Genomic DNA, 14,523 nt, shown 5'->3' on the forward strand with positions numbered 1-14,523 from the left:
GTTACCGAAAACAAAATGTTGTCGCCGTCCGAGAATGCAGCTGTCCGTACTGTGCTGAATAAAGAAGGACTCAAGGCCAAAGTCCAACAATTGTGGTGGTCCTAAGAGGTGCTATTATTTTAACAAAAAAAAGAGAGGTTGTATATTTTCATATACAGTCTCTCTTTTTTTGCACGTATTTTGTCAGTGCCGCGCTCTATCGATTTCGCTTCTCTATGAAATGCTGCTAACTTCCGCCGTTTACCGGCAACCCCCATTCTTATTCAGGCTCGCCGTCCAGGTCGGGCAGCTGCATCACGTAGTGATCCGACAGCCGGAGCAGCATCAGCGCCCGCTCGTATTCGTCCTCCGTCGCGGAAGGGTCCGGCAAGCCGATCTTCGCGAACGGATACAGGCTGCCGTCGTCATAACCGCTTCCCGGAATAAAGATCGTCTCTTCGTTCATAAACGAACCGGAGGGCAAATAATACCGCTGCGGCAGCAAATTGCCGGTTTGATTCAGCAGATCCTGGCCGAAGTAAATCTGGTCCTGCAGAGGAATACCCGTCAAGCTCGCGATCGTTGGCAGCAGGTCGACTTGTCCCCCGAGCTTATCGAGCACAGCCGGCTGGGTGATTCCCGGAGCGGCGACGACGAGCGGGATGTTCAGCATATCCGGATACGTATATTCGCGTCCGAGCAGGCCGTTCATCAGCTCTTTTTCCCCTCGCGTCAGCATGTACACCGGCAGTCCGAGATGGTCCCCGTATACGACGATCAGACTGTTCTCCCAGAGGCCGCTCGACTGCAACTTGTCGATAAAACGGCCGAGCGCCGCATCCGCGTAATGCTGCGCCAAAATATAGTTGCCCACGAACGTGTCCTTGTAGACGTCGGGAAGAGGGAACTTCCGCTTGTCCGGCGGAATCGTATACGGATGATGCGCGGTCATCGAGATAACTTGGGCGTAAAACGGCTTGTCCTCCTCTTCCTGAACCCGTGCCAGCTCCCGGGCTGTTTTGTCATACAGCACATCGTCGGAGGAACCGAAGAAAACCGGATCGTCTTCGCCGAAAAAGGCTCTGTCGTAATAACGGTCAAACCCGAGAGAGCGGTATAGTTCGCGCCGGTTCCAAAAGCTGGCGTCGTTCGTATGGAACGTCAGCGAGCTGTACCCATGCTGCTTCATCAGCTTCGGCAAGCTGGGCAGCTCTTTGCCGGCATACCGCTGTGTCGCAGCCTCCTGAGGCGGGATGTAAAGGGACGTATTCACGACAAATTCGGCGTCGGACGTATTGCCGGGACCTACCTGCTGATAAAAGTTGGAGAAATAGAGATGCTCCCGGGCCAGCCCGTTCAGGACAGGCGTAACCTCCGTGCCGCCGACCTGCAGTCCGATCAGAAAGTTCTGGAACGACTCGAGCTGGATCACGATGACGTTCCGTTGCGAAGCGGCTCCGGCATATTCCGGCGCCTCCGGGACGAGAGTCCGCTTGAGGGCGTCGATATCGGCTTGTACGACAGGGGGGCCCGAGGCGGCCTGCCGCTCTTGTTTCGTGAGCAGCGTGTAAGCTTCGTAGCCGAGAATTCCCATTTCTTCGGCTTGTTTGAATTCGCTCATGCTTGCCCGGTTCGGCATAATATTGAATAAACAGATTGCCAGCGATACGGTGAACAAAAACGTAGCCGCTTTGCGGTTATGGACGAGCGCGAACAGCTGCATGTGCGGGTTCTGTTTTTTGCTGCGGATCAGCAGCATGCTGATGACGACGATGTCGAGAAAAATAAACAAATAGTAAGGATGCATCAGCGAGAACACGCTGCTTTTGACGGCCGTCACTTGGCCTAGCATTTTCAAGGCATGATAGGTGACGATGACACCGTAATACTTGTAGTACATGATAACGGCAAAAAAGACGGCTGTAAGCGTAACATTTACGGTCATATACCAGGCGAGCTTCCGCTTGGTCGCCAACATCTCGATTAAACCGAACAGCATCCAGACGAACGGGATTTCGGTCAGCAGCGGCGCCCACGACCAGCTGCCCTCGGAGATGACCAGCCAGGTGAGACCGCTTTTGAGCAGCATAATCAAGGAGAAAAAGAGAAAGGGCTTCATCCGCTTCGTCAAATTTCCAGCCTCCCGTGCTTTAGTCCGATTCCTATAAATCTCGTTAAAAATATTATGCAACGGCGGAGCGAGGAAGTCAAAAACTGGAACGAAAAGGAAAACCCAACCGCTCAAATTCGACAATATCCCGGTATAACGATCGGTGAAACGGATTCCGGAAAGCGGAAACAAGCCGCCTTGCGTCCGAGTGCAAACCGATTTGCATTCAAATGCAACAAATTTGCGCTGAATCCCGGGCCGATTCCGGATAACATAGAAAGTGTATAAATATGGAAGTGTCGTCGGTGTTGATACTCGCCGCGGACTTACATCCTGGGAGGGGACGAGAGATGAAGGTGAATCAAGGAGACGAACGTTTCTTTGCTTTGGCGATTCAAACCGTGCTTCACAGCAACAAGCACCGCCTCTATTTACTGACCGATACTGGGGAATGCGATTCCTTTCTCCGCGAAATGTCCGACGAGATTTTACATAGAGCACAAGCGTTCAAGCGGATTACCGAAACGGCGGTTCGCGAGCTGGATCACGAAGGCTTTTACAGGGAGGGAGTCGTGTGAAGAGACTGCGGGATGACATTCTGGTCGACTGTTACGTCAAGTCGGTGGAGTGGCAGCTTGAGCAGGACTTCATCGATATCTTGCGCCAGGAGATGGAGAAGCGCAATCTGAAGGTGCCCGACTGCAGCTCTGTGCTGGCGGTTCCGGCAGCTTCAGGGTACAGCCGGCTGCAATCGTCGTAGCGATTTTGTTAAACTGCAGCAAAGTGAAACATGGTTTTCCATAGCAAAGCCCGGTCCGCAACGGACTCGGGCTTTTTTTGAACGAAATACAACAGCAGAGCAGGGGGCTCCGTAGAAGGAACCAAAGACTCGTCTTTGTCAGAGCCGGCGTGTTTGTGCGTTCCCGTGTGCATATGTTATGGCGAAGGCGAACACAACCCGCCCACTAATATCTTCTGATGAGACTGTCGATTAAATGTGAAGAAGTGTTATCTGGCCGTTCCAAGTGAAAAGTTGCCTTCTTCTGCTCAGACAGGTTGTCCGGAATCCCTTACAGGTGACTTCCCCTGACGGTGCTTTTCATAAATCCGGTTTGAACCGGTTCAAACCACGTTTCACTTATACGCGGAGCAAGCTGCGGCATTTGTCCGAATCGAGAAGGTTGCCGACGTAAAAAGCGCCGAATTCGCCGAAACGGGCGCTTGCTTCGTCAAAGCGCATCTCGTATACGAGCTTTTTGAACGTAAGCGGATCGTCGGAGAACAGCGTAACGCCCCACTCCCAGTCGTCCAGACCTACGGAGCCGGTGATGATCTGCTTGACCCGTCCCGCATAGCTGCGGCCGATCATGCCATGGCTGCGCATAAAGCCGCGGCGTTCTTCCATGCTGAGCATATACCAGTTGTCGTCGCCGGAGCGGCGCTTGTTCATCGGATAGAAGCAAATATGTTTCGCTTTCGGCAAAATCGGCTTCAGACGAGCCATAATTTCCGGGTCCTGCATCGGATCGGTGCCCGGCTTCGCCATATAGCTGCTAAGCTCAACGACGGAGACGTACGAATAAACGGGAATCGTATATTGGGCGAAAGTCGTCTTGTTGAACGCCGTCTCAAGCTCGTTTAATTCGTCGAACGTTTCACGCAGATGCATGAAGACGATGTCCGCTTTTTGACCTACTATCGTATAAAATGCCGTGCTGCCTGTCTTCTGCTGTTCGACTTCGTTCCACTCGGCAAGCAGCGTATACAGCTCGTCCTCCGCCTTGGCGCGTTCTTCGGGGGATATCCGTTTCCAGGCGTTCCAGTCGATCGCGCGGAAATCGTGCAGCGCATACCAGCCTTCCAGCGTTTGTACCGCTTCGCTCATAGGTGCAGCTCCTTTCGTCAATCCGTTCGGATTATCGGTTTACGCCATAATTGTAGCGAAACGGAGCCCAAAGGGCAAACGCTTCACAGAGTTGACACAAACCGTTCAGGACCGGCTGAACAGAGCGGTCTGTCAACAGCCGGTTCCCGTGACGGATTTCGCACAGTTGGCGGTTAAGCCTTTACTTCGCCGCCCATTTCAACTACAATTGACGTGAAAAACGGGAATCAAGCCCGGGAGGTACTTCGCATGATCGATATCATTCAGCTCGTTATCGCTATGGTGCTTGTGTTCGTGCTTATGTACGGTATCGGCTTCATCTTTAACATGCTGCTGAAAACTACGCATTTCCCCATCTACCTGTACACGCTGGCGGTCATCGGCATGCTCGTTTATTGGGCGTGGCACTCCGGTTCGCTGCTTTCGCATCTGGCCGAATTAAGGGGCGAATATTTGTTGTTTATTTGCGGGCTGCTCGGCGCGATTTTGAGCGGCAAGACGATCCAATTTTTGCGGCTGCGGGGATATAAAATGTTTTGATCGGGCTTCTCCGTCGGGAGAGGCTTTTTTTCTCGTTAATGACAAGCGAAGGCTCGACTCGGAGATCGGCCGGGACAGGCATGGAGAGGATAAGCGGCATGAAAAAAAATATAACGATGAAAGATATCGCCGATTATTTGGGCGTGGATCGTACGACGATTTCGAAAGCTTTGGCCGGGGCGCCCGGAGTTTCGCCGAAAACGATCGAGAAGGTGAGGCAGACTGCGGAACAGCTCGGCTACCGGAAAGACATTTTTGCAAGCGGTTTTAATACCGGTAAAAATGCGGTGCTCGGTCTGCTGCTCGCCGACATGACCCGGGGCATCTACGCCCCGCTCGTGGAGAGCTTTCAAAGAACGGCGCTCGGGCTTCACTACAGCACGATCCTGTTTTATTTGAACCGGAGCGAGGAAGAACTGGCCAATGCGGTCGAACTGCTCAAGCAGCAGCGGGTGTCCGGCGCTACGTTTATTTCCGCCGCGGCGCCGGCGACGCTGACGAAATATTTGACTGACTTTGCCGAGAACGGCTTGGCGGTGAATACGCTGGAGCGGAGCTTCGTCGAGCGCGATGCCGATTGCGTTGCGTTTAACCATGTCCGGGCGGGTTACGATTTGACGAATCATTTCATTGACCTCGGGCACCGGAACATCGCATTTATGACCTATCGGGATATCGGCGGCACGCCCCAAGGCCGGTTGAAAGGGTACATGGAAGCGATGCGCGGCGCGGGGCTGTCTCCCCGGGTTATCGCCGAAGACAATCCGGTCTCCCATCGGGCCGGGGACGAAGTGCGGATCGCGTACGAACGGCTGCATCAAGCGTGGGACCAGACGGACATGCCGACCGGATGGATCGGGGTCAACGACAATTTTGCCCTCGGTATCCTGCATGCCTTGAAGGATAAACGGATCGCCGTCCCCGGCGACATGTCGGTGGCGGGTTTCGACGATTTGAACGCGACGCTCGGCATTCCTCAACTGACGTCGATGCGCATGCCCATGGACCGGGCGGGCGAAGCGCTGGCCGGGCTGCTCGTCGAACGGATCTCCGCTGCTACCCAGACGGCTTCCCAAGTAACGCTCGATTACGAGATAATCGTCAGAGACTCGACCGCTCCTTGCCCCCCAAGTTGAATCGCCTTCTGTAACGGAATATACAGACAAGTACGAGGAATGCCGAGCGATTCGGCATTTTTTGTTGTTTTAAGGACGATGAGCCTTCCTAAACGATGGATGAAATGCCCCAGCCATGTAAGCGGCCCCAAAATGGAATTGACAGGCGGAAAATGCGGGGGATATAATGAAATCGTAATTTCAACCGAGTGAAATATATGAAAAGAGGAGGTAATTCTATGAAACGACGATGGTGTCTGGCCGCTTTGTCCGTGATGATGCTCGGGGCGGCCGCCTGCGGTGCTCAGACGGGAACCGGCGCGGAGCCGGGCGATTCGCAGTCAAAAGGGGACGGCGGCCCTGAAAGCAAGCCGAAGCAGCCGATCGAGCTCTACATTCAAAATATTTACTCCGGCAGTCCGACCGCAGAAGAGTTTACAGACATGTACGGCCGGCTCATTCAACAAAAGTTTCCGCATATCGAGAGCATTCATTACTACAGCAACGCTACCCGCCCTCTCGACCAGGTGCTGGTCAACAAAGATCGGATGGATATCGTCATTACTTCCCAAGCCACCTTCCAATCCGCATTCGTCGCCAATTCCCTGCATACCGACATCTCCGGCTATATCGCCCAAACGAAATACGACGTAAACCGGCTGGACGCTTCCTCGCTGAACCTGGTCAAGCAGCTGGGAGGAGGCAAGCTGTACGGATTGCCCGTTGATGCCGGAGGCACGTGGCTGATCTACAACAAAGATTTGTTCGACAAGTTCGGAGTGTCCTATCCGAGCGATTCCATGACGTGGGAGCAATTTGAAGATCTGGCGAAAAAGCTGAGCCGGACGGACGGAGGCGTAAAATATCACGGCGCTGCGCTGCCTCCGGTCAATTACCTGATCCGCAATCCGTACGGGCTGAACCATATCGACGCCGCCACCGGCAAAGCGAGCTTTCAAGATCCGGGGTGGTCCCGTTTCCTGAACCGGATCGCCGACCTGTACCGGATACCCGGGAACGAAAAGGACGCCCAGCAGCTCGGAACTTCCGGGGCGCTTAATCTGTTCCGTAAAGACAAAACGGCCGCGATGTACTCGCCGATCGTCAGCAACGACATTACCTTGGCCTTCGGCCTAGAAGACGTGAACTTCGATTTTACCCGGTTCCCTTCGATGAGCGACGCGCCGGGAGGCGTGCAGACATACCCGAATATTTACGCATTGTCGGCTACAAGCCCTCACAAGGAAGACGCCTTTGACGTAATCGCCTACATGACATCCGAGGAAGTCCAACTGGCCAAGTCCAGACGCGGCGGGTTCGCTTCGTTGAACAACGACTCGATCCGGGCGGCGTTCGGTCAGGAGGCGCCGGCGTTTATCCGAGCGAAAAATTTGAAAGTGTTTGCCGAGCCGAACCGGTACGTCACCCCGACGTTTTTCTCGGAATATGTGAGCATTGCCAACACCGAATTAAATGCGGCATTAACAAGCGTTGTTACGGGTGGAACGGATATGAATACGGCGCTTCGCCAAGCGGCGGAGAGCGCGGACCGTAAAATCGAGCAGGCGAAGCAGGCAAAAAAATAAAGCGGCAGAAATAGGAATGAATACGGGTTGCCAAAACGGCACTACGGGCAGCCGAAAAGGAGAGAAGCGAACATGCATATCAAAGAGTACCTGCACCAAATGGCGTGGAAGGCGGACGAAAGAGCGCTGCCGTCCTTCGGATCGGCGGATGAATTCGAGGTGTGGCGGCGGCAAAGACAAAAGCGCTTTCACGAAATGCTCGGCATCGATGGTTACCTGGCCGAGGAACGGACGCCGCTGCGTGTCACCGTGACCGGGTCTGTCGACTGCGGGACGCACCGGATCAACAAGCTGCATTACCAAAGCTTGCCCGGCCTGTACGTCGCGGCCAATCTGTATGTGCCTGCCGGGCTGAAGGAGCCCGCTCCCGGCATCTTATATGTGTGCGGCCATAGCGCGACGCAAAAAATCCAGTATCAAGAGCACTCCCGCCGCTTCGCCCAGGAAGGCTTCGTGACGCTGGTCGTAGATACGATCCAGCATGGAGAAGTGCAAGGCATCCATCACGGCACGTATTCGCGCGGCATGTTCGATTGGGTGAGCCGGGGGTATTCGCCGTCGGCTGCGGAAGTGTGGAACGCGATCCGCGGGCTTGACGTATTAAGCGAACTTACAGAGGTGGACGCCGCCCGCCTGGGCATCACCGGACATTCCGGAGGCGGATCGATCAGCTGGTGGGCGATGTGTGCCGACGACCGGATCAAGGCGATGGCTTCGTCGTCGGGGACAGGCCATCTCACTTCCCATATCCGCGACCGGACGCTCGACTACCATTGCGACTGCAACTTCCCGAACAACCCGGACGGCTGGTCGCTGACCGAAGCTTATGCGCTCGCCGCGCCGCGGCCCGTGCTGATCGTCGCTCCCGCCCGGGACCGGGTATTCCGCATCGATTCCGTTCGTTACGTACATGACAAGCTCCAGGCGTTGTACCGGAACATCGGAGCGGAGGGACGGCTCGGCCTGTTCGAATTTCAAGCGCCCCATATGTATACGCCGGAGTCGCGCAAGCACGTGTTCAGCTGGTTTTTGACCCATCTGGCGGGACGCCCGGTCACACCTGAGCAAGCAACCGATTTCGACGGCGTGAAGCTTCCGGTCGAGCAGTTGCTCGTATTCGGGGGCAAGCCGCCGGCGGACGACCGTTCGACGACAGTGGAAGGCGGGTTCGTCCGGCTCCCCGTGCCCGCGGATATCGAGACGATGGAGCAGCTCGCCACAGAGCGGACACGCGTCATAGCCGCGCTGCGCAAGGAAAGCTTCGCCGCCTTCCCGCAGGAGCCGATTCCGCTTGCGGCCGAACGCGAGCACGAGTACGACTTGATGGACGGCAACTGCTCGCGCAAATTTTCGTTCTCGTCCGATTCGTATTGGAGACTGGAGGGGGAGCTTCGCGGAATCGACGGCGGTTCGCCGCGTCCGGCCGCGGTTGCCCTGAGACGGTCGGTTCATCGGAAGGAAGACGAACCGTTCGACATCCTGAAGCAGTTGGGCGCCGGATGGATCAAGGCGCGTATCGATCCGCGCGGGACGGGCGATTCGACCTGGGGGCCGGAATTGAATTGGCATGTCCGGCGTTCCTCGGCTCTGATCGGTCATACGGTCACCTCGATGCGGGTATGGGACACACTGCGCGGTTTAGAAGTGATCCGGGCGAGACCGGAGGTTGACCCGGCCCGGGTATTGCTTGCCGGCAAAGGAGAGATGGCGGTCGTCGCTCTGCTCGCGGCTTTGCTCGACGGAGAGGTCGGCACGCTGGTGCTGGAGGATATGCCGTCCTCGTTTCTGCAAGCCGACGACGATCCCGCTCGCCTCGGGGAAGGGTTCGAGGTCATTAATGCGCTTCGCATCGCTGATCTGCCGCAGCTGGCGGCGTTGTTATGGCCGGTGAAGCTTATCGTGACGGGGAAACGCTGGCAAGGCTACGAGTATGCCGAGCGTCTGTACGCCCGGCTCGGCGGCCCGGGACGTATCATGTACCGTACCGATACGAACGGCTGGCCGGCGGACGAGGTCCGATTATAAATTTCGGCTGTCCCGGGAAACGTAACCAAGTAAGTTGAACGAATGAAATTGCGTTCATTTCATTCAACTTATCCAGGTAGAACGGTTATTTTTTCCGGGAGGTAAGCACGATGCCAACAGCCAATATAAACGGAACCGACTTGTACTATGAGAAACGGGGAGACGGGCTTCCGATTATTTTCATACACCCGCCGCTGCTCACCAGCGCGAACTTCCGCTACCAGCAGGTGCAGCTGGCCGGGCAATTTACGGTGATCACGTTCGACATTCGCGGACACGGGCGGAGCGGGGCGTCCGAGGCGCCGGTCACCTACGAGCTGATCGTGGAAGATATGCTGCGGCTGCTCGATCATTTGAAGCTACCGGAAGCTTTCGTCTGCGGATACTCGACCGGAGGCTCGATTGCGCTCGAAGCGTTGTTGACTAACCCGGACCGGTTCACCGGGGGCATTCTGGTCAGCGCGATGTCGGAAGTGAGCGACTTTGTGCTGCGCAACCGGATTCGCGTAGCGGTAGGCATGTCCAGATGGAAGCCGCTGATCCGGGTGCTGATGTGGGGCATTACATGGGGAAACGCCGACGGGAGACAAACGTTCCACAATTTGCTGCGCGACGCCCGGCGGGGGAATCCGGCGAATATTCACCAATATTACCGGTTCAGCCTGACCTACAGCTGTACGAAGCGATTGGCCGGATTGCGGGCGCCGGTGCTGCTGTTGTACGGGAACAAGGACGGAGGCTTTACTCTTTACCGCAAAAAGATTCAAAGCATGCTGCCTCATTACGATCTGCACATCCTGGAAAACGAGAAGCATCAAATTCCGACAAAAGCGGCCTCCGAAATGAACGATGTGATCGGCAAATGGATTCGGGGGCTGCAGCGTCCGCGGGAGAAAGCCGCTACCGGGCGGCCGGCTGAGCCGGAAGCCGGGATCGGCACAACCCCTTACGCCGCCCTCCCCAAAGAGCCGGCGGAGCAGCAGCCGGAAGTGTAAAACGGCGGCGATTGTACAACCTTGCCTGATTCGGGCAAGGTTTTTTTTCGATACATGCAGAATGTTAAAGTTCTTCACAGTGTTAAAGCGAAAAGAGATCAGGGTTGAAGTTAGAAGACTTGTCACTTGTCGAGTCGGCTAATGTCGCAAATTGCTTATCGTGGCTGTTCGGTACTCTGCCCTGCTACTAGCTAGAGAAGGGGGCGGATAAGAGCGGTTTGCACCCTTTATTTTGTCCGAAAACTGGATTGGACGCGGAATACGAGCGGTTTGAAGCTGCTAATATCGGTGAAAACGGCACAGACCCCTTCAGGTGGTGGAAATAAGGGGTACAAACCGCCTCTATTTGTTTATTTCTTCTCGAGGTACCAAAAATCGGAGGTACAAAAGACCCTTATGTGATTAGTTAGCCTGTACGCATGTCGTCTCAGAGAAGCCCAACGCGATCGGTTCACAAGAAACGGGTTTGCGGACTTCATTCAGAGGGGGGGCCGCACAACCTCATCGACGAGCGGCTGGAGCGAAGGTACCCACTCCCTTCCAACATACAAACTATGGGTTTGCACGTCAAAGGACCGTCGGGCGTCTTTATCGGACGGTTTTTCCTGATGCGGACCGAGGGCCGCTTCTCTATCAACGGAACTCCGAAACCAACCTAATGTTACCTCTTATAAAACTCCCTGCTTGTCGGTTTTTGTGATAGAATAGAGAAACGGATTTGATAGACCGATTGGCTTTGCCGCCCGAACGAGATTGGAGATACATTGATGCGTATTACGAACATGCTTCATTTTACGGAAAATCACCGGTTTTGCGTATACCGGGATTTTTCGCTTAGCGGGCTGGATTACCGGATGCTGTCCGGCATTTATCAGCCTATGATCGGAGCATTTGCGATCAGCGTCTTCCAGACGATGTATCAGCAAGTGCCCGGAGATAAGACGGGATACTCGGAGCTGGAGCAGCAGCGGAAGCTGTTTTTGGCGCTCGATCTAGAGCCGGGGGAGCGGGGACGGAAGCTGTTGGCCGAGCTGACCTCGAAGCTGGAGGCGATCGGGCTGCTGCAGACGAACCGGAAGTATTCCCCTTCCACGGACGATTACATGTACGAATACGTGCTCGTACAGCCGCTGACGCCGCAGGAATTTTTCAAAAATCAGCATCTGGTTATGCTGCTGCACGATAAGGTCGGCAAATACGCCGTATTGTCGCTGCGCGAGCAGTATTATTCGCCGGAGCCCGAGGAGCTTCAGCATCCGGAGCTGGTATCGGAGGATTTGTCGGTTCCGTTCTACGATTTGTTCCGGCTCAACACCCAGGCGATTGATTACGAGCTCGAGCAGGCGCTGCAGGAGGCGGCCCCGTCGCGGGAGACCGAGCGCAAGCTTGACGTTACGACGAAGGCGTTCCATTACAGCGAGATTCTTCAGCGTTTCCCGCGCGGTACGTCCAGGAACCGCCCGTTCGTAGAAAATCTGCGCAACAAACCGGATCAGATGTTCGAGATTAACAAAGTCGCCCGCAAGTACGACTTGTCGCTTCGAGAAACGTGCAGGCTGCTGGACGAGGACGGGATGTTTACCGAGGACGGCGAGCTGCAGAACGATATGCTGCAGTACAAAGCGAATTTGTATTTCCGTCAGGACAAGGAACGCGAGCAGGAGCGGGAGCGGCTGTTCCACAAAATAGCCGGCGTAGCGAAGCCCGAATCAGTCAGCGCACTCGAGGAGAAGCCGGTGGAGATGCAATATTATTTGGAAGTGCCGCCGCTGTTCGTCGGACAGTGCAACCAGCATCAGTACAACCTGATTATGCGCAACGAGCCGCACACGAGAGTGCTAGAGCGGTTTTTCCAGAAAGGCGCCGTGCCGAAGCCCGTATCCGACATTTTTGAGAAGATCGATGTGATCTACAAAATGCCGGACGAAGTGATCAACGTGATGATTCATCATCTGCACGTATACAAGGAATCGTCTTGGACAAAAAGTTATATCGACTCCGTCGCCTCCAATATGATGGCCAAAGGGGTCAGTACTTACGAGCAAGCGGTAGCTTACATACGCGAGCAAACGATCAAGCGCACCAAGCGGTCGTCCAAGGCCGACGGCGGCTCGCTCGCCCCGTTTCCCGGGAAAGGGCGGAGAGGGCACCAGCAGAAGCCGAAAATCGCGATCATTACCGACATCCCGGCGCAAAAGCCGGTCAGCGACGAAAAGCTTGCGGAAATTCGCAAAAAAGCAATGAAGCTCGACGGCAAAATTACGTAACCGGCGCAGCAGTCTGACTTTTCAGGAGAGGAGGCGGATCGGCCGCATGGAACCTTTATCGGACATATTAGGCGACTTCCGGAATATGTCGTTCGCCAGAAAAGCGGAAGAAAAAACGAAGCTGCTGCTCAGTGATCCGCTCGTGGCGAAGCTTCGCGCCAAATATCCGGAAATCGACGACCGTACGCTCAAAATCAATATGAACCGGATCTACCAGTATGTGAAGGAATACAAGCAATGCACGAACTGTCCCGGACTCGACCGGTGCCCGAACGACTTCGAAGGGTACTACACGAAGCTGACCGTCGAGACGATCAATGAGCAAACCTATATTCATGATCAGAAGGTAGCATGCAAAAAGCTGATCGCCAAACAGTCGCAGGACGCCGTCCGCAACCGGATTCGCAGCTTTTACATCGACGACCGCGCGCTCCAGCAAGGATACTCGACCGCGGAGATCGTCGATATCGATCCGGAGCGGGTGCTGGCTGTCGAGCGTATCGTCGATTACATCCACAAGACGAACGAGGAAGGGCTGCAAAAGGAAGGGCTGTATCTGGTCGGCCCTTTCGGAACGGGCAAAACGTTTTTGATGTGCTACATGCTGAATCAGCTCGCCAAGAAGGGCCATTCCGGTGTGATTGTGTATATGCCGGATTTCGTCGAGGATTTGAAGTCGATGATCACTGAGCCGCAGCGGCTGAAAGAGACGGTTGAGCTGCTGAAGGAGACCGATCTGCTCGTCTTCGACGATATCGGGGCGGAGAATCTGAATCCGTGGGCGCGCGATCACGTGATGGGGACGATTCTGAACTACCGGATGAACCGGAAGCCGACCTTTTTCACGTCCAACCATGAGCCGGACGAGTTGGAGAAACATTTCAGCTTTACGAGCAAGGACGGGGACGAGGAGTACAAAGGGCAGCGGATTATGGACCGGATTACCCCTTTTGTCGAGGTGGTTGTCGTGAACGGTACGAATAAGCGAGGAAAAGCGGGGGCGTAAAGCCTTCGCTTAACAATAAAGCAGATCGAAAAAAGCCCGGCTCCGAAGCAGAAGGAGCGGGCTTTTCTTTGGTTGCGCGGACGCGCTTGTGTGATCCGCAAATTAGAACAGCGTAATGATGGTGGCCACGATCGCGATCAGAAAGAAAGCGCCGAATGTGACGCCGAATCCGATGGCAACATCGAGAAAGTCGTTTCTCGGCTCCTCGTTGGCATGCACTCTTGGGTCAGTCATAATTGGATTCCTCCCGAGTAAATCGTTCCCATAGCAAAATTGGCTATGTCTAGTATAACGAAACGTTCGGCGGCTTGTAAAGCGGAAGAAGTGACAATTCTTCAACAAAATTCAGCCGTTCTTTCGCTGCGGCAGCTTGTCCATGCATAGGTTAGGCAGAGCGGCGAAACAATTAGAGAAGACCGCTTGGTCCAAAGATCCGGGCCCTGCACCCGGAATGCCCGGGCTGGCCGGAGCGGCGTCGCCCCTAGTATACGCCAAAAGTGGACGGAACATGTTTTCAGTTATGAAATTGGTACGAGTTGTGGTATACTTTACATGTCGTAGGAAAATCATTAAAATGTATAGGTACACACTTTTTGTTAGTATAAGGAGGAAATCCTGTGGCTATCGTAAACGTATCCGACCAATCGTTCAAAAGCGAAGTCGAAGGAGGAGGCACGGTTCTTGTCGACTTCTGGGCTCCATGGTGCGGACCTTGCAAGATGATCGCGCCTGTGCTTGAAGACTTGGATAAAGAAATGGGCGAGCAAGTTAAAATTGCCAAAGTGAACGTGGATGACAATCCGGAGTCCGCTTCCCGTTTCGGCGTAATGAGCATTCCAACTCTGATCGTATTCAAAGACGGCCAGCCTGTCGATAAAGTGGTCGGCTTCCAGCCTAAAGACGCTCTGAAAAGCGTCGTTGGACGTCACCTGTAAGTTGCCCCAGATCCAATATGCGGCGGCGGGTTGTGCAAACGGCCCGACCGTCGTATGATATTTATAGGGAACGGCAGAAG

Annotated in this window: 13 protein-coding genes; 10 read left to right on the forward strand and 3 right to left on the reverse strand. The window is 54.8% G+C overall.

Annotated features, from left to right (window positions below):
• Nucleotides 1–259: 259 nt before the first annotated feature.
• Entirely contained in the window at nt 260–2,098 is a 1,839-nt protein-coding gene (locus IDH45_RS15130; RefSeq protein ID WP_190929056.1) for an LTA synthase family protein, read from the reverse strand.
• A gap of 341 nt (nt 2,099–2,439) precedes the next feature.
• Between IDH45_RS15130 and IDH45_RS15135 the strand changes: the two genes are divergently transcribed.
• Both IDH45_RS15135 and IDH45_RS15140 read left to right on the forward strand, forming a co-directional pair.
• The gene (locus tag IDH45_RS15135; protein WP_190928959.1) at nt 2,440–2,667 is read left to right on the forward strand and encodes a hypothetical protein; all 228 of its coding nucleotides are present in this window, start codon (nt 2,440–2,442) and stop codon (nt 2,665–2,667) included.
• Nucleotides 2,664–2,849, forward strand: coding sequence for a sporulation histidine kinase inhibitor Sda (locus IDH45_RS15140; RefSeq protein WP_190928960.1), 186 nt, complete (start codon nt 2,664–2,666; stop codon nt 2,847–2,849). The genes IDH45_RS15135 and IDH45_RS15140 overlap by 4 nt, the downstream gene beginning before the upstream one ends.
• 378 nt (nt 2,850–3,227) lie before the next feature.
• Here IDH45_RS15140 and hemQ read toward each other — a convergent pair whose 3' ends face one another.
• Complete coding sequence (gene hemQ / locus IDH45_RS15145; protein WP_190928961.1) at nt 3,228–3,974, reverse strand: hydrogen peroxide-dependent heme synthase; 747 nt, start codon at nt 3,972–3,974, stop codon at nt 3,228–3,230.
• A gap of 249 nt (nt 3,975–4,223) precedes the next feature.
• Here hemQ and IDH45_RS15150 point away from each other — a divergent pair, with 249 nt between their 5' ends.
• The 7 genes from IDH45_RS15150 (at nt 4,224) to dnaI (ending at nt 13,508) form a co-directional block, all read left to right on the forward strand.
• A complete protein-coding gene (locus IDH45_RS15150) occupies nt 4,224–4,514 on the forward strand; it encodes a YuiB family protein (RefSeq protein ID WP_190928962.1) in 291 nt (96 codons plus the stop codon).
• Nucleotides 4,515–4,612: 98 nt separating this feature from the next.
• On the forward strand, nt 4,613–5,650 hold the full coding sequence (locus tag IDH45_RS15155; RefSeq protein ID WP_190928963.1) for a LacI family DNA-binding transcriptional regulator: 1,038 nt from the start codon (nt 4,613–4,615) through the stop codon (nt 5,648–5,650).
• 218 nt (nt 5,651–5,868) lie between these two features.
• Complete coding sequence (locus tag IDH45_RS15160) at nt 5,869–7,215, forward strand: extracellular solute-binding protein (RefSeq protein WP_190928964.1); 1,347 nt, start codon at nt 5,869–5,871, stop codon at nt 7,213–7,215.
• 72 nt (nt 7,216–7,287) lie between these two features.
• Complete coding sequence (locus tag IDH45_RS15165) at nt 7,288–9,240, forward strand: alpha/beta hydrolase family protein (RefSeq protein ID WP_190928965.1); 1,953 nt, start codon at nt 7,288–7,290, stop codon at nt 9,238–9,240.
• Nucleotides 9,241–9,350: 110 nt separating this feature from the next.
• Nucleotides 9,351–10,235 (forward strand): alpha/beta fold hydrolase, encoded by an 885-nt coding sequence (locus IDH45_RS15170; RefSeq protein ID WP_190928966.1) that lies wholly within the window; start codon nt 9,351–9,353, stop codon nt 10,233–10,235.
• 767 nt (nt 10,236–11,002) lie between these two features.
• Nucleotides 11,003–12,502: a DnaD domain protein gene (locus IDH45_RS15175; RefSeq protein ID WP_190928967.1), complete on the forward strand. Its 1,500-nt coding sequence runs from the start codon at nt 11,003–11,005 to the stop codon at nt 12,500–12,502.
• Nucleotides 12,503–12,548: 46 nt separating this feature from the next.
• Entirely contained in the window at nt 12,549–13,508 is a 960-nt protein-coding gene (gene dnaI, locus IDH45_RS15180) for a primosomal protein DnaI (protein WP_190928968.1), read from the forward strand.
• A 102-nt stretch (nt 13,509–13,610) separates the two neighbouring features.
• Here the strand turns inward: dnaI and IDH45_RS15185 are convergent, their stop codons facing one another.
• Nucleotides 13,611–13,742: a YqzM family protein gene (locus tag IDH45_RS15185; RefSeq protein WP_190928969.1), complete on the reverse strand. Its 132-nt coding sequence runs from the start codon at nt 13,740–13,742 to the stop codon at nt 13,611–13,613.
• A gap of 383 nt (nt 13,743–14,125) precedes the next feature.
• Here IDH45_RS15185 and trxA point away from each other — a divergent pair, with 383 nt between their 5' ends.
• A complete protein-coding gene (trxA, locus tag IDH45_RS15190) occupies nt 14,126–14,443 on the forward strand; it encodes a thioredoxin (protein WP_190928970.1) in 318 nt (105 codons plus the stop codon).
• Nucleotides 14,444–14,523 lie beyond the last annotated feature (80 nt).

It is taken from the genome of Paenibacillus oceani, assembly GCF_014705615.1.
Classification (GTDB): domain Bacteria; phylum Bacillota; class Bacilli; order Paenibacillales; family NBRC-103111; genus Paenibacillus_AB; species Paenibacillus_AB oceani.